Raw genomic sequence first — 15,972 nt, 5'->3', positions numbered from 1 at the left:
CAACTACAAAACATTTGTGGATGAGCGTAATCATATCAATAAATTCTATCCCTAAACAGTACATTTGAATTTTTAATATGTATTAATTACATTATATATTTAAAAAGCTGCATAATTCTATAAATAAAATAATTTATGATTAAATATCAAAGGATATACTCTCTTTTAATAAGGCTTCTAACTTGTATACAAAATCTAAAATATTTATCCTTTTTGCAGCAATTGGAATATTAACTGCCCAAGCACAAGCAGCAGCACAATGTCCTATTCATCTACCAAAACAAGGAGAAGTTCAAAATTTGATCGATTTAAAAAACATTACTATTGATGAACTGCTAGACCATCAATTCTTAGGATTAGCTAATGAGTTGGTCCCACAGCTTCTAAATCCGCCTGAACAAAATCAACAAGCCTATGGCAATTTAAAAGCCGATCAGCGTTTGCTTGCAATGGATGATGATGTGCAAGATATCTTTTGGCTTTATGATGTCGCACGTTTTCCCAATATAACCAGATATTTTCAAACTCGTGACTCTGATTTTGCGCCCTATGTGCTAAGAGCTTTAAACCGGCAAAACATGCCCGAATTGGCTAGCCAATTTGAAGCAATCATGAAAGAATTTGATAAGCGTTACGATGCCTTTGATCCACATCAAAAAAACATAATTGGCTTTAAAATACTAGCGACACAAGACGAGCTTGACGCAGCTTTTTTCGACGGATTAAAAGAGCTTGGCTCTTCAGCCCAAGGAAAAGCCTATATAGAAAATATAAAACAACGCCGTGCTACAGCCAAAGCCAATAATCGGCTAGCGGAAGAATTTAGTGAACATGACTATGAGCAGCTTTATTTTTCTTCTGCCAAAACAAAAAGCATGCAGGAAAAGCTACAAAATTTCCCCAACCAAAAGGCATTTTTTGCAGCAATTGGCCACAGCCTATGTCAAAAGCCCAACCTAGTAAAATGGTATGAAGAACAAAGAAAAAATATAAGTGATGAAAACCGCTTTAGATATTTGAAATATAAATTGGTTGCAATGATCCAACAGCCAGGCGTGGATGAGGCGACTGCCTTCAAAGGATTACCGCGGGCATATCAAGATATATTTTCACTCTTTTGGTTCAATATGGAAATAACCAATGGTGGCATTGGACAATATTTATTCAACACCCAGGGTCGAGATATTGCGAATTTGCTAAGGGCTTTAAATGATAATGACGAAAAAGACCTAGCATTGCAGATTAAAGAAGCTATTTATCTTTACAAAAAGGCTTATCCCGACGAATTATCAAACGTCCCAACTGACATGACAATTGCCGGCAACATTGACTATGATAATTTTACTGACTTTGATGAAGATGTAGATCTAATAGCAATAATCGAGCAGGTTGAAAACCTCATGTATACTATTACCATTAACGAAAATCTTATACCGCATTAGAGCTGTTATCGCACCCTATAAAAAAGGCAGCGGTAACGCTGCCTTTTTGCTTTATAAAACTACCAATGTATAAAACTACCACTGTGAGACGGCTTTGCTATCAAGGAATTCTTCAATCCCCCAAATTCCACCTTCTCTTGCGCGACCGGAGCTTTTAACACCGCCAAAGAAGCATTGACGTGGCAAGCCCTTACCATTGATGGCCACCATGCCAGAGCGCAAAACACGCGCAACGCGGCGACATTTTTCTGCGTCTTGTGATTGGATATAATTGGTCAAACCATATTCCGTATCATTGGCAAGTTTTATTGCTTCTTCCTCGCTATCAAAGGGCATAATTGACAAAACAGGGCCAAAAATTTCTTCACGATAAATGCGCATATCATCACGCACATCAGCAAAAATAGTGGGGCGCACATAATAGCCTTTTGACAAATGATCGGGACGACCAACACCGCCACAGAGCAAAGTTGCCCCTTCATCTATACCAACTTGAATAAGGTCTTCAATCTTATCAAATTGTGCTTTAGACACAACAGGGCCAATATGATTGCCTGCTTCCTTTGGATTGCCAACTTTAACGCTTGCACCAAAGCTTTTCGCAAATTCAACTGCTTTTGCATAAAGTGGACGTTCAACCATCATACGGGTTGGCGCATTACAGCTTTGACCGCTATTATTAAAGCAATGTAAAATACCGCGCTTTACCGCATCTTCATCTGCATCAGCAAAAATGATATTAGCACCTTTACCACCAAGCTCAAGTGCAACCCGCTTTAAGGATTTAGCCGCATTTTCAGATATTGCCTTGCCAGCGCGAGTTGAACCGGTAAAGCTAATCATTTCCACATCAGGGTGACCAGAAAGACAAGTGCCAACACCAGCGCCATCACCATTAACCAAATTGAAAACGCCTGCAGGAACGCCAGCTTCATCAATAAATTCTGCCATGAGCAATGATGACATTGGCGCAATTTCCGATGGTTTAAGCACCATAGTACAACCAGCAAGAAGGGCCGGTATGACTTTCAAAGTAACTTGGTTCATCGGCCAGTTCCACGGCGTAATCAAACCAACGACACCAATGGCATCATAAACAAGTGCGCCCTCATTTTCTTCGTTAAGGGGGCGTACAAATTTGAATTTTTTAAAAGCAGCAATAAAATCTTCAATATGGCATTTTCCAGCTTCTGCCTGTTGAGACAAAGCCATGTCGCTTGGCGCACCCATTTCATAGGTAATAGCTTCAGCCATTTCACTGATACGGCGATTATAAACAGCCAAAATACGTTCCACATAATTAAGCCGTTCCTCTGGTGTTGTTTGCGACCATGTTGGAAAGGCCTTTTTAGCTGCTGCAACAGCATTATTGGTGTCTTCTATACCACCAATGGAAATAACCGCATAGGCTTCTTCGGTTGCTGGATCAATAACGCTTAAGTCATTATTTTGAATTGGATTAACCCATTTACCATCAATATAGAATTGGCGTTTCTCAATCATATTCTATCTCCCATAGTTTATTGATTAAAGTGTTTGCACGACAATGGAGCAATGCGATTACCCCAGAATTTATTTCATAATATCTAAATACAACTCTTATTGGCTGTTTATATTACAGTTCTTTAGGCTTTCCCATATACGAACTGGCAAATTACAAAAAATTTATCCATGAATTTTAAGAATATTCATGCTATTATTAAAATACCTAACGAACCAATGTCCACCTTAAGTTTCAACGATTAAATATTCACTTTTTTTTATATATATCTTAACATGCATTGGATCAAAATATTCCCGTATCATGCATTACCTAGATATTCATTTGTGTTAACGCAGGTTTTCAAGATCCTTAGCCATAATACAATGAAACGCTTTTTGAAATAGAAAATACCATAATTTGATAAAATACGTAAATATTTTGATCAAATTATGTAGGGTTTTTAATTTATAATATGGCATATTTCGTATAATAGGCAAAAAATACGCTAAAAATGTATGAAAAGAAAAACAATTGAAAAATAAACCAAAATATTTACTGCTAAAATTTGTCATTTTAGCCCTGCTTTGTAATTTTGTTTTTGGCTGCAAAAAAAATCCTGCTAATGCAAGCGATGAACAATTAACTGTATTTTTTGGCGAAATAACCAAAGACCCTCTATTCAAAGAACTCTCAATACGAAAAATAGATATTACAAACATGCTTTGCTTAACCAAAATGGCAAAGCTTCCTGTCGATAGTTCCCTTCAAAAGCTTCAAGACTTGATGACTTCAGACCAGCGATTTTGTGAACGAATTTTCGTTGATCTTATTAATGATCCACAGAAAAATAAATTAGACATAACTATGGATGACTTAACCGACCCCCAATTAGCTAAACGCGTCCTTCATTTATACCAAACGCAAGGTATTTTCTACGGCAACAGCAAATAGTCGTAAAGCAGGGTTATTCCTATATTGAATTCATAATGTCACTATAGGAATTTTTGTTTGTCTATGCTATGGCATAGCCATTCTTTCCCTCCATCTTCAAATAGGGTAATTCTCATGGCTGTCATTTCTAAACATGTTCCCGCTCCTGATTTACATCGGGTGCGCCGCGCTTTGCTTTCTGTTTCTGATAAACGCGGTTTGATTGATTTTGCAACTAAGCTCACTGCTCACGGGGTTGAACTTATTTCAACAGGCGGCACAGCCAAAGCAATTAGTGAAGCAGGCTTGAAAGTGCGCGATGTGTCGGAAATTACTGGCTTTCCTGAAATTATGGATGGCCGTGTAAAGACCTTGCATCCATCGGTCCATGGGGCATTATTAGCCGTGCGTGACGACCCAGAACATGCCAAAGCTATGCAAGATCATGGCATTGTTGGTATTGACCTTGTGGTTGTTAATCTTTACCCATTTGAAGAAGTTGTCGCCTCTGATGCTGACAATGACACCATTGTTGAAAATATCGACATTGGCGGCCCTGCTATGATTAGGGCATCGGCTAAAAACCATGCCTATACCGCCATCGTCACCGATCCTGATGATTATGACCAAGTTCTTGCTAATCTTGATAAATATGAAGGTAGCCTCAACCTTGAGTTTCGCCGCAAATTAGCGGCTCGTGCTTTTGCTCGCACTGCGTCTTACGATGCGGCTATTTCTAATTGGTTTGCCAAAACATTAGAAATTGATACACCAACTTGGCGCGCAACAGCAGGTAAATTGCACACAGTTATGCGCTATGGAGAAAACCCACATCAACAAGCTGGCTTTTATGTCAATGGTGAAAAACGTTTTGGTGTTGCAACAGCGCAAGTTGTGCAGGGCAAACAGCTTTCTTATAATAACATCAATGATACCGATGCAGCCTTTGAATTAGTTGCCGAATTTTCGCCAGAAAAGCAAGCCGCGGTTGCAATTATCAAGCATGCTAATCCTTGCGGTGTAGCGCAAGGCACAAGTTTAAAAAACGCTTATTTACAAGCCCTATCTTGTGATCCTGTTTCAGCCTTTGGTGGCATTGTGGCATTAAATCGCATTCTTGATGAAGACGCTGCAGAAGAAATCGTAAAAATCTTCACCGAAGTTATTATTGCACCCGATGCAACCCCAGCAGCGCGCGAAATCATCGCCGCCAAGAAAAACTTGCGCTTGCTCATTGCCGGTGGTTTACCTGACCCTAAAGCTGCAGGCATTACCTATCGCAGTGTCGCGGGTGGCCTTTTGGTGCAAAGTCGTGATAATGGCATTGTTGATGCCTGTAATTTACAAGTGGTAACTGAGCGCCAACCAACTGAGCGTGAATTAAATGACATGAAATTTGCTTTCCGTGTTGCAAAACATGTAAAATCAAATGCCATAGTTTATGCTAAAAATAGTGCGACCGTCGGCATTGGTGCTGGCCAAATGAGTCGTGTGGATAGCGCTCGTATTGCCGCACAAAAAGCCATCGATGCAGCCAATGCCCAAGGCTTGAGCGAGCCGCAAACCAGAGGCTCGGTTGTTGCATCAGACGCATTTTTCCCATTTGCTGATGGTTTATTATCAGCGATTGAAGCAGGTGCTACCGCAGTTATTCAACCAGGTGGCTCTATCCGAGATGATGAAGTAATTGCCGCGGCTAATGAGCATAATGTTGCCATGGTGTTTACTGGTATGCGTCATTTCCGCCATTAATTTTACCTGCAATATTTAAATCCGCTCAATATGTCATTGGGCGGATTTTGCTTTTGTAATGGAGGCATAGGATTTGACTTTTATTTGTCCCGCACCAATATTTTTTGAGTGAAATAGAATAGATAATTGACTTATGGCAAAAAAACGCTAAAAACAAATCCCATAGGAGTTTTCGAAAATGCGCAAGTTATCGGAAAATTTGGCTCAATTTACACACCATTTTGGTGTAAGCCTTGCTGCGCGCTCGTCAACTCTAAAATCTGGCCTCAAGAAAACGACAACCAAAACGGTTTAATGTCCCTTGGCCAACTCGCCCCTCTCCCGGGTCAAGGCCCGGGGAGAAAGCCTGGTGTGGCCGCCGGGTTCTCGTGAAAAGCGGAGAGGGACAGGAGTGACAAAATGGGTTATAAGGTTGCAATTGTAGGTGCGACAGGCAATGTTGGCCGTGAAATGCTTAACATCTTGGAAGAACGCGGCTTTCCTGCAGATGAAATTATTCCGCTTGCTTCAAGACGCAGTTTAGGAACAGAAGTTTCCTATGGTGACAGAACGCTTAAAGTTCGCGCCCTTGATAATTATGATTTTTCCGATACTGATATTTGCCTTATGTCGGCTGGTGGTACTATTTCAAAAGAATGGTCACCTAAGATTGCCGCACAGGGCTGTGTCGTTATCGACAATTCCTCGGCATGGCGTTATAATTCTGATGTGCCTTTGATTGTACCTGAAGTTAATCCCGATGCGATTAATGATTTTAAAAAGCGCAATATTATTGCCAATCCAAATTGCTCAACTGCACAGCTTTTAGTCGTGTTAAAGCCTTTACATGATGCAGCGACCATCAAGCGCGTTGTTGTATCCACCTACCAATCGGTATCGGGTGCAGGTAAGGAAGGCATGGACGAACTTTTTGAACAAGCACGCGGCGTTTTCGTTGGTGATCCAATCTCGGTTAAAAAGTTTACCAAGCGCATTGCTTTTAACGTTATTCCTCATATTGATGTCTTTATGGAAGATGGCTACACCAAGGAAGAATGGAAAATGGTAGCCGAAACCAAAAAGATGCTTGATCCAAAGATCAAGATGACCGCAACAGCTGTGCGTGTTCCTGTCTTTATTGGCCATGGTGAAGCGGTTAATGTTGAATTTGACAAGCCAATTAGCGCTGAAGAAGCCCGCGAATTATTGCGTGACGCTCCAGGTGTTCAGGTAGTTGATAAGCACGAAGATGGTGGTTATGTCACACCCCATGAAGCTGCCGGCGAAGATGATACTTTTGTTAGCCGTATCCGCGAAGATATCACCGTTGAAAACGGCTTATCTTTCTGGGTGGTTGCTGATAATTTGCGCAAGGGCGCTGCCCTAAACGCAGTACAAATTGCTGAACTTCTCGTTGCCAAGGGTCTATTGACACCTAAATCAGCTGCATAAATGACGACAATCTATCCCCAAAATGGAATACCCATTTTGGGGATTTTTATAGGTGCTTAACGAGATCTCATCATTATCCCTAAAAGTTATCATCCAATGAGCTAAGCATCACATGGTATGACTACAAACCACATGCACTTTTTCTAAGGTGCTATTTTCTAGGCATTTTTTAACGAAAAACCGTTACACAATTTTTCTAAATTACTGTTTTCTACGCATTTCTTAACGAAAAACCGCTACGCACTTTTTCTAAAATGTTTTTTTCTACGCATTTCTTAACGAAAAACCGCTACGCACTTTTTCTAAAATGCTTGCCTCAAACATCAAGACATATATCAATATTATATTCCAAAACGCCATCTTCCTGAAGTGTGGAAAGATTATTGTTAGGATTAATATTAATCAAACGATAAATAAGGCTATTGTCAATATCGCCATTATTATCACGGAGTGGGTTGAGCCTTTGTTCCCGCCAAACAATATTCAACATATTGCCATCCAAAACGCGCCAATATATGCTTATATTTTCAAGCTCAACATTATTGTCAATCGCATCGTGAATGAGCCCTTGTATTAAAAGTATCAAAGGAGGTTGGTAAAGCGCACTCAAAGCAACACGATCGCCCTTAATAGAAATAGCGCTGATATCAGCCACCATTAATGATAATGCATTCCTGATAGTTTCCTCAATATCTTTAGATAAGCCCTGCATATCAATAAAAGATGCTTGAACTTCAACCAAGAGATCAAAGCGGCGTTGTAATTCCATTTCAGCGCTTACTGTATCACTTTCACGGCTTAATACTTCATCAACTGAACGCTCAATCATTTTGATTATATCACGAACCACGCTTACCGATTGTTGTTTCAATAAAGCAAGATTTTCATGAAAATGCTTACGTTCTGTTACATCTGTTCCCTGCACATAAATACCAATAATCTCGCCTTCCTTGTCGCGAATAGGATGATGCAAAAAATCGGCATAGCGAATTTTAAAGTCTGGACCGTTATTGATAAAAGCACGATAAGGCAGCTCCCGCGCCATAAATGGTTTTCCAGTTTTCCAAACTGAATCTAAACGGCCGACTATATCCTTTCGTAATGGTTCAGGTGCAAGTTCTTTAATGCTTAAACCGATTACATCCATACCACCAAGCATCACTTCAACTTCCTTATTTGTAAAAGCGAACCGGTAATCTTCTCCTAAAAAAATCATCACAAACCCTGGGGCTTGCGCGAGCAAATCCTGTAAAAATGCCAATTCTGGAAGTTTTTTAACATTAGTCAAAATAAATATCCAATTCAAACAACGCATCTTAAGCCAAGCGAAAATGCGCTGAGCAATGCAGGAAAATAGGTGTGACTTTTGAAGGGAATTCATCTAATTGATTAATTAGAAGGTAAATAGATCACTTAAAAATAAGCGCATTCCACAGTAAGTCATGATCGATATAGTAACAACGCATAAAACTGATAATTGGTTGCGCGCTTGAATGACTTTTATCAAAGCAAACAGATTTTAAGGAGCCAATAAATAGAGCAAAGTTTTAATTTTAGGCGATTGTTTATATGAAAACTACAATTAAAACTGAATTAATATGTTCTAAGCGCGCGAGCCATGAATAATCATGCTAAGTAAATGACCACTATAACTTATTGCACCTGCAATAGAATGTCTGGTTAAACATTGCTATTAATTTCCACAGTTAAACAGTAAGATGATAATATCTCCCTATGCTCATGCATCTTCAAGACATAGGTCAAGTACATATTCAATATTTTGCGAACGTCTTAACGATTTTATCTTATTTTTCTGGTTCAGCGTCATTAATCTATTTACAACACTGCTATCAAGGCTTGATAATTGACACTTATCAGTTTCGATCGCTTTTTCTTGCCAAGCTATATTTAACTTATTTTGGCCGTTTCGCTTCCAACTTATATGGATTTTTTCAGGCGCTACCCCGTTTTTAATAGCAATGCGTGCCATGTCTTGCATCAACAACACCAAAGCTGATTGGTAATTGCGGTCTAGTTCAATTGGTTGCCCACTAATTTCTATAGCTTGCGCATTAGGCATTATGAGCGATATCGCGCTTCGGATAATGCTGTGCAGACTTCTATTGCCATTCGTATTGCTTAAAAAACTTGCCTGTAACTCTGCCAATAAATCAAAGCGACGTTGCACGTCGTTATAAGCACTATCCAGATTATCAGCTGTTTCTAATGCATGATCAACCGAGTTTTCGATCATGATTATATTATCACGCATAAGGCTTATAGACTGATGCTTTAAAAACGCCAAATTTTCTTGTGCAATTTTTCGATCGGTAACATCAATCCCTTGCACATAGATGCCCACCATTTTGCCATCATGGTTTTTAATCGGTTGATGCAAAAAGTCACCATAACGCACAATAATATCATTCTTATTCTTATCGTAAGTTCGATAAGCTAAGGCTTTGGCCATGAAAGGTTTTCCGGTTTTCCAAACGCGGTCAAGTCGATTTGTAATTTCATGACAAAGATCAGCGGGCAAGGTTTCAAAAACGGTTTGGCCAATAACATTGCGTCCGCGCAGCATCACTTCCATGCCTCTATTCATAAAAGCATAGCGATATTCACGACCCAAAAATACAGTAACAAAACCTGGAGCCTGCGCGACGACTTGCCTTAAAAAATCGAGCTCAGACAAAATTTCCTTTGCATACACTCAATATTACCTCATAAATTTTAAATCTAGTCTTAAAGATGCAGCAAAAATGAAATTGAATATTGAAAAATAGAAAGATCAATAAATTACAAATATTCTTTTGCTTTGATAACAGTCAAATGTAAACCTTTTTTATTTCCTAGTTTAGAAAAATACTACAATACCGCACCTAATTTCGTTAGTTATGGCGGTTAAAGACAATTGAAAGGTTTGCGCGGTTAATTTTTGTTAAAATTTTTTGATTGAAGTTTAACGATACGCTAATTGGCAAAATATCTTACAGAACCGCTTTGACAATTTTTATTCAAACTTCTGTCCAACTAAATGAGATAATTGAAAGCGAAAAGCTGTTAAATGTTTAAATATTATTTCCTGAGTCCAAATGATGCTATCGTGATTTTTTATATATAAAATTGATTCTGTCTTATGAAATGTTAATGGGGTTGGGCATTTGCGATGGTAAAGGAAAAAGTTATTTCCGACATCAATTTTTTAAGGGAGCTTATCGCACAGGCTCCCGGCTTTGTTATTGTGTATCTTCACCGGCAACATGAGATATATATAACCAATAAGGCCCTAGAAGAGCTTGTTTGGCAAACTGATCTTATCGGCCATACAGTTGATGAAATTGTACCTGAATTTGCTCGTGATGCAGTGCGCGAAAAGCTTGATAGAGTTTGGGAAACCGGCGAGCCCTATATTGGTAATGACATACCAATTTTGGTACAGCCTCCAGGTAGTGATCACCCCGTTACCCGTTATGTGGATATGATTCACCAACCATTGCGATCCGCCAGCGGTGAAATGATTGGGATCTATGTGCAAGGAGTAGATGTCACTAAACGGCGTGAATATGAAGAAGAAGTAAAGCTGTTAAATGGCGAATCGATTCATCGTATTAAGAACATTATTTCAGTTGCCAAAGCAATTGTATTGCAAACCCTTAAAACAAGTGATGATATTAGCAGCGCCCGACAAAAAATTTACAATCGACTTGAAATATTAAATTCAGCTCAAAATGCCATTGCTGGTGAAAGCATATTGAAGCTTGATCTACGCAATATTATTAAAGATTCTATTGCAACAAGCCTTGAAACTTTTCCCAATATTACAATTGAAGGCCCTTCTGTAAATTTACCAAAACGCTATTGTTTACCGTTAAGTCTGACCTTGCATGAGTTGGCAACCAATGCATTGAAATATGGAGCATTAGCGGTGCCGGATGGAGCATTGTCAATTCATTGGCAATTACAAAAAGATGGTGCAATCGATATTTTATGGGAAGAAAAATTTACAAATAATAATATAAAACAGGAAGACAATTCTTCTAAGCCGTTTAAAAAAGGGAGAGACGGCTTCGGCTCAAAACTTATACAACGTAGTCTTGGCATTGATGTACGCAATAAAATCTCAACTAATTATAAGCCTGATGGATTTAGCTGTTATATCAAACTTTATCTGGATGACTAGAAGTTTTTGCGCAGTACTCAACAGCAATAAGCGTTTAGATTTATGGCTAAAAACAAATAGGATATTCATTGTCTTTAACTAACGCAGAGCTGTCTTGGCATTTTTTTTCACTCGATAATTATAGGCAAATTTTGTGTTTTCGCCACTAAATTTGCTTGAACTAGGGCTATAAGGCTTTTAAAAGGCTCCATGTTAACTAGCTCAGCTGCACATCACGACAAGTAGATAAAAATGACTGATAAAAATAATGCTTCAAGCGACAATGTAACACCATTGCGCCCACCTGTACCCTGCCCAGAATGTGGAAAACTGTCTAGCCGCAGCACTTATCCATTTTGCTCTTCAGGCTGTAGATCAATGGATCTTAACCGTTGGCTATCAGGTCGTTATGTCTTACCTGGTAAACCAATAAATGATGAGAATGAAAATTGATTTTTGCATTTCTTTTTATTGAGATTTTGTGAAAGCTTTAATCACTAGCTTCGCCAATCAACATATTAATTGATTTTTTACTTTTAAATCAATTAGATGGTCTGATTGTTAAGTAATAAAATACGCAAATTAAATATTACTAAATATACAATTAAATTATTTTAGCAAAAATAAGTATTATTGATTGAATGGACTTGCTTACCTAATATGTAAAAAAATTTAATTATGGATAAGCCCCCGCATGGCTTATCAAAATTTATACACTAAATGAGCGCATGGTTGCACCGGCAGAATCTGCATCCGGTCCATAATCAGATTCGCCATCAACACCTAAAAGCTCTTGCAATCGAATACGGGCGCGACTAACGCGACTTTTAACCGTACCAACCGCACAACCGCTAATCTCCGCCGCTTCTTCATAAGAGAAACCTGAAGCGCCGATAAGAATAATTGCTTCACGCTGATCGGCTGGCAATTGTTCCAAAGCTTTTTTGAAATCTTGTAAATCTAAAGCACCATATTGTGAAGGATGCACAGCCATATTATCGGTAAAGACATTATCTGGGTCTTGAACTTCACGCCCACGTTTGCGCATTTTGCTAAAAAATTCATTACGCAAAATAGTAAAAAGCCAAGCCTTTATATTTGTACCCGCCTCAAAACTATCTTGCTTGCCCCATGCTTTCATGATGGTATCTTGCACAAGATCATCAGCCCGATCATAAGCGCCGGTTAATGATACAGCAAATGCGCGCAATTGCGGCAAAGTTGCCAACATATTTCGTCGAAAATCGTTTGCTTCACCAGTCACTTTATTCCCCCTTAAAGCCTTTCGCTTGCCCACTCATTTCTATTTCGTCAAGTTGTTCGAGAAGATCCAAAAATCGATCTGGAATCTCTTCTTCTTGAATCGAAGTATAAAAGGCACGCAACTGATTTGCGATTTGGCTGTTAGAACCAAATAACTCATCAGACACAGGCTGACCCCGATTTTCACCTTTGTCTTCTTTATTTTGCATTTTTTCTAACCTTTTAACTTTAACCACAAATATAAGTGATGTATGTTCTTTATCATCAAAAGATGATAAGTGGTATATGTTCTTTACCACCTATAGATGATAAGTGATATATGTTTTTTATCATCTATAGTTGAACATGTAAAAATAAAAAAAGTTCCGAATTGTATGAAACTTTTTTCCTCGTCAGGCATTATACCCTAAAGTTGTATTTTTTAGGGCCAAAAGGAGCTAAATGGCATGTCCCTTTCCACACGGATTGCACCGCATCTTCCCTATTTAAGACGCTTTGCACGCGCAGTTACAGGTTCCCAGCAGTCAGGGGATGCTTATGTTGCTTCAATGCTTGGTGCATTGATAGCAGATATATCGATTTTTCCAAAATCAACTAGTGATCGTATTAGTGTCTATCATTTGTTTTGTGGGCTTTTTGACCAAACATCTTCAAATATTCCTGAGCCAATGCCACAAATTGATAAATTTGCTCATCCCGATGCCAAATTATCTTACCTTACACCGCGCGCACGGCAAGCATTTTTGCTGGTTGCGGTTGAAGGGTTTAATGAAAAGGAAGCCAGTGAAGTTTTAGGCGTTAGCGAAAGCAAATTTCTTGATCTTCTGGGTGAAGCATCAAAAGACATTTCTGAGCAGGTAGCAACAACAATCCTCATAATTGAGGACGAACCCCTCATCGCCATGGATATTGAGCAATTGGTTGAAGGCTTGGGGCATGATGTTGTCGGTATTGCCCGCACTCGTGACGAGGCAGTCAAGCTATTTAACGAATCAAAACCCGGTATGGTTCTTGCTGACATTCAGCTTGCTGACGGAAGCTCAGGAATAGACGCAGTAAACGATATACTCGCCGATAACGCCTTACCAGTCATTTTTATAACCGCTTTTCCAGAGCGACTATTGACAGGCTTGCGCCCTGAGCCAACATTTCTTGTAACCAAGCCATTTAATCCTGATATGGTTAAGGCACTTATAAGCCAAGCTTTGTTTTTTCAGGAAAACGCCCATAATGGGTAATGATTGCTTAATTTTTTAAAAACCCTTCTGATAAAATCAAGATTATCTTACTTTATTTTGGGTTTTAACCAAACAGTATAAATATAAAAGAATAGCTATACCCTTTTAAATAAACCAAAAAGGGTATAGATTAATATTGATTAATAAAAATAAGCTTCAACAGAAGGCTAATTTCGTTAGATGATATTATCAATACTTTAATTTAGCATAATATGAAGCTTATCGAACATGCATGAAGATGTAGGTTTGTACAAAATATAGGCGAGCAGCATGGCCATAGAGGTTCTAAAAACAACAAATACTGATCAAGAACAAATTGATGGCCTTATTCAAGCGATCCACAATGCAGATATTTGTGTTTTTTACCAAACTCCTGACTTAATCTTTCAATGGGCAAAAAATTTACCTCCGCAGTTAGAAACATTATGGAAACCCCATTGCCTTGACGGAGATTTATTCGATGCTGAAACAAGTTCCCTCATGGTTAAGGCTAAAAAATCCGTTCTCGAAAACGGTACTGGCGATACCGTAGAGGTAAAAATTGGCGACGGTGCTAAACCTTCATGGCTTAAATTCTCAATCGATTGCCACCGCAACGATAAGGATGAAATTATTGGCTTAATAACCACTGGCGTTAATGTTTCAGAACTAAGGCAACGTGAACAAGTTTTAAAAATACTATTGCGTGAAGTCAGTCACCGTTCCAAGAACTTATTAGCAATCATGCAAAGCATTGCATCTCAAACGGCTAAGTTTAGTGATTCTGTTGCTGATTTTTTAAAAAAATATCAAGGGCGTATCCAATCCCTTTCTCATTCTCAAGACCTCGTTACGGATTCAAACTGGCGTGGTGCCTTGTTAAAGGATCTTATTAGCTCGCAAGCTACGGGTTATACCGAGCATTCTAGCGGACGCTTTATCATTCATGGTGAAAATCCCTACCTTTTTCCAAGCGCTGCATTGCATATAGGGCTTGCCTTTCATGAGCTTATCATCAATTCGTCTTCTTATGGTGCACTCGCAAGCGACTGCGGCGTTGTAAAAATCGACTGTATTTTGAAAACCAATGAAGATAATAGTAATTTCATCCAAATTACATGGCAAGAAGTCTTCAACCCGACCAATCTCACCAATGCAGGAAATGCACGCTTTGGTTCAACAGTCCTTGAAAGAATCGTTCCAGCATCAGTGGATGGTAAGGCAGAATATTACATTAAAAATGGTAAGGTCAATTATTTGCTTAATGTACCTGCTGCGAACTATGATTTATAATTTTTCATTCATATCACTTCCAGCTACTTCAAAAAGCCCATTTAAATAGTAACATGTTGGTTTTTTTATATTAATTCTATAATGGTATTTTTTTTAAAAATAGTATTCAATTATTTATTGGAAAAACTTTAAAAAAATTGCAATTGCCTATAGACAGAATGAAATTTAATGCTATAACGCAAACCACTTCACCATGTTGAAGCAGATGCCCAGATAGCTCAGTTGGTAGAGCAGCGGATTGAAAATCCGCGTGTCCGTGGTTCGAATCCGCGTCTGGGCACCATTTGCCTTTTTTTACCTTATAAATTATTGATTTTATTGGTTTTTATTTTAGGTTAGGGCAAGAAAAAATAGGTTAGGGCAAAGAAGTTTTTCATTTGTTCCGATTATCTAGCTTATCAATAATCTGTTTTGCCAATTGTTGGTGATCTGCGCTCTTGGTGTATAGTGAAGCCATCTTGTCAGCTTCCCAGCCAAATAATGCTTTTAATTGCGCTACAGTTGCCCCAGCATTAGCGGCACGGGTTGCGCTTATCTTTCTTACCCCATGAGCTGATTTTTCAATCCCTGCGGCTCTACATGCTTTTCTAAATTGGTTGCCAAAAGATTCTTTGGTCAATGGTTGTTTGTTGGCTCCACAAATAAAAGCTAAGTCACTTGTTGGGCCAGCTTCTAGCGTTTCCTGCAACACTGGTAAAATGGGCAATGTCACTTCGGTTTTAAATCCGCCTTTTTCCGTTTTAATTGTTGCTACACAATCGCGAATATGTTGCTTGCCAATTCGCACAGCATCACCACGGCGCAAGCCAGTATATAGCAGAACATCAAGCCGAACACGCTCTTTATTTCCTATCGGCCATTTTGCACAATAGGCATCAATGTCATTTTCATTCCACGCTTCAAAGCCGTCTTGGTTTTATATCTTTGAGGCTTTTACACCTATACATGAATTTTCGATTATATATTAATATTCTACAGCCCATTTAAACAAACCAGACA

General features: G+C 38.8%; 14 protein-coding genes and 1 tRNA gene. 9 read left to right on the top strand and 6 right to left on the bottom strand.

Annotated elements, in window-relative coordinates; translation table 11 throughout:
• Window positions 1-182: 182 nt before the first annotated feature.
• On the top strand, window positions 183-1,442 hold the full coding sequence (locus N6A79_RS01365) for a DMP19 family protein (RefSeq protein ID WP_268546679.1): 1,260 nt from the start codon (window positions 183-185) through the stop codon (window positions 1,440-1,442).
• A gap of 75 nt (window positions 1,443-1,517) precedes the next feature.
• Here the strand turns inward: N6A79_RS01365 and N6A79_RS01360 are convergent, their stop codons facing one another.
• Window positions 1,518-2,945 (bottom strand): aldehyde dehydrogenase family protein, encoded by a 1,428-nt coding sequence (locus N6A79_RS01360; RefSeq protein WP_268546677.1) that lies wholly within the window; start codon window positions 2,943-2,945, stop codon window positions 1,518-1,520.
• A 511-nt stretch (window positions 2,946-3,456) separates the two neighbouring features.
• Here N6A79_RS01360 and N6A79_RS01355 point away from each other — a divergent pair.
• The 3 genes from N6A79_RS01355 (at window position 3,457) to N6A79_RS01345 (ending at window position 7,038) form a co-directional block, all read left to right on the top strand.
• Window positions 3,457-3,876 (top strand): hypothetical protein, encoded by a 420-nt coding sequence (locus N6A79_RS01355; RefSeq protein ID WP_268546676.1) that lies wholly within the window; start codon window positions 3,457-3,459, stop codon window positions 3,874-3,876.
• A gap of 114 nt (window positions 3,877-3,990) precedes the next feature.
• On the top strand, window positions 3,991-5,607 hold the full coding sequence (gene purH, locus N6A79_RS01350; protein ID WP_268546675.1) for a bifunctional phosphoribosylaminoimidazolecarboxamide formyltransferase/IMP cyclohydrolase: 1,617 nt from the start codon (window positions 3,991-3,993) through the stop codon (window positions 5,605-5,607).
• 399 nt (window positions 5,608-6,006) lie between these two features.
• Window positions 6,007-7,038: an aspartate-semialdehyde dehydrogenase gene (locus N6A79_RS01345; RefSeq protein ID WP_182418556.1), complete on the top strand. Its 1,032-nt coding sequence runs from the start codon at window positions 6,007-6,009 to the stop codon at window positions 7,036-7,038.
• Between the two features lie 316 nt (window positions 7,039-7,354).
• Here the strand turns inward: N6A79_RS01345 and N6A79_RS01340 are convergent, their stop codons facing one another.
• Window positions 7,355-8,326 carry a PAS domain-containing protein gene (locus N6A79_RS01340; protein ID WP_268546673.1) on the bottom strand — a complete coding sequence of 324 codons (972 nt, stop codon included), beginning with the start codon at window positions 8,324-8,326 and terminating at the stop codon, window positions 7,355-7,357.
• A gap of 450 nt (window positions 8,327-8,776) precedes the next feature.
• Window positions 8,777-9,733 carry a PAS domain-containing protein gene (locus N6A79_RS01335; protein ID WP_268546672.1) on the bottom strand — a complete coding sequence of 319 codons (957 nt, stop codon included), beginning with the start codon at window positions 9,731-9,733 and terminating at the stop codon, window positions 8,777-8,779.
• 474 nt (window positions 9,734-10,207) lie between these two features.
• On the opposite strand from N6A79_RS01335, the gene N6A79_RS01330 reads away from it, so the two are divergent.
• Together N6A79_RS01330 and yacG are read left to right on the top strand one after the other, a co-directional pair.
• Window positions 10,208-11,221: an HWE histidine kinase domain-containing protein gene (locus N6A79_RS01330; RefSeq protein WP_262079550.1), complete on the top strand. Its 1,014-nt coding sequence runs from the start codon at window positions 10,208-10,210 to the stop codon at window positions 11,219-11,221.
• A 231-nt stretch (window positions 11,222-11,452) separates the two neighbouring features.
• The gene (yacG, locus tag N6A79_RS01325; RefSeq protein WP_262079548.1) at window positions 11,453-11,653 is read left to right on the top strand and encodes a DNA gyrase inhibitor YacG; all 201 of its coding nucleotides are present in this window, start codon (window positions 11,453-11,455) and stop codon (window positions 11,651-11,653) included.
• Between the two features lie 256 nt (window positions 11,654-11,909).
• Here the strand turns inward: yacG and N6A79_RS01320 are convergent, their stop codons facing one another.
• Window positions 11,910-12,464, bottom strand: a complete 555-nt coding sequence (locus tag N6A79_RS01320) for an RNA polymerase sigma factor (protein WP_182418551.1) — start codon at window positions 12,462-12,464, stop codon at window positions 11,910-11,912.
• 1 nt (window position 12,465) lies between these two features.
• Window positions 12,466-12,672, bottom strand: a complete 207-nt coding sequence (locus N6A79_RS01315; RefSeq protein WP_182418550.1) for a NepR family anti-sigma factor — start codon at window positions 12,670-12,672, stop codon at window positions 12,466-12,468.
• Between the two features lie 237 nt (window positions 12,673-12,909).
• Here N6A79_RS01315 and N6A79_RS01310 point away from each other — a divergent pair, with 237 nt between their 5' ends.
• From N6A79_RS01310 to N6A79_RS01300, 3 genes are all read left to right on the top strand, one after another.
• The gene (locus N6A79_RS01310) at window positions 12,910-13,701 is read left to right on the top strand and encodes a response regulator (RefSeq protein WP_268546671.1); all 792 of its coding nucleotides are present in this window, start codon (window positions 12,910-12,912) and stop codon (window positions 13,699-13,701) included.
• Between the two features lie 270 nt (window positions 13,702-13,971).
• Entirely contained in the window at window positions 13,972-14,973 is a 1,002-nt protein-coding gene (locus N6A79_RS01305) for a sensor histidine kinase (protein WP_268546670.1), read from the top strand.
• Between the two features lie 207 nt (window positions 14,974-15,180).
• Window positions 15,181-15,256, top strand: a tRNA-Phe gene (locus tag N6A79_RS01300).
• A gap of 90 nt (window positions 15,257-15,346) precedes the next feature.
• On the opposite strand, the gene N6A79_RS01295 is transcribed toward N6A79_RS01300, so the two are convergent.
• Window positions 15,347-15,853: a tyrosine-type recombinase/integrase gene (locus N6A79_RS01295; protein WP_268547524.1), complete on the bottom strand. Its 507-nt coding sequence runs from the start codon at window positions 15,851-15,853 to the stop codon at window positions 15,347-15,349.
• Window positions 15,854-15,972: the final 119 nt, after the last annotated feature.

The organism is Bartonella sp. HY761 (genome assembly GCF_026743145.1).
Taxonomy (GTDB): Bacteria; Pseudomonadota; Alphaproteobacteria; order Rhizobiales; family Rhizobiaceae; genus HY038.
This window is presented reverse-complemented; position numbering and strand designations above follow the sequence as displayed.

Coding starts and splice junctions, on each gene's coding strand:
- N6A79_RS01360 (WP_268546677.1), bottom strand. CDS start 2,945: ATGATTGAGAAACGCCAATTCTATATTGATGGTAAATGGGTTAATCCA.
- purH (WP_268546675.1), top strand. CDS start 3,991: ATGGCTGTCATTTCTAAACATGTTCCCGCTCCTGATTTACATCGGGTG.
- N6A79_RS01345 (WP_182418556.1), top strand. CDS start 6,007: ATGGGTTATAAGGTTGCAATTGTAGGTGCGACAGGCAATGTTGGCCGT.
- N6A79_RS01330 (WP_262079550.1), top strand. CDS start 10,208: ATGGTAAAGGAAAAAGTTATTTCCGACATCAATTTTTTAAGGGAGCTT.
- yacG (WP_262079548.1), top strand. CDS start 11,453: ATGACTGATAAAAATAATGCTTCAAGCGACAATGTAACACCATTGCGC.
- N6A79_RS01315 (WP_182418550.1), bottom strand. CDS start 12,672: ATGCAAAATAAAGAAGACAAAGGTGAAAATCGGGGTCAGCCTGTGTCT.
- N6A79_RS01310 (WP_268546671.1), top strand. CDS start 12,910: ATGTCCCTTTCCACACGGATTGCACCGCATCTTCCCTATTTAAGACGC.
- N6A79_RS01305 (WP_268546670.1), top strand. CDS start 13,972: ATGGCCATAGAGGTTCTAAAAACAACAAATACTGATCAAGAACAAATT.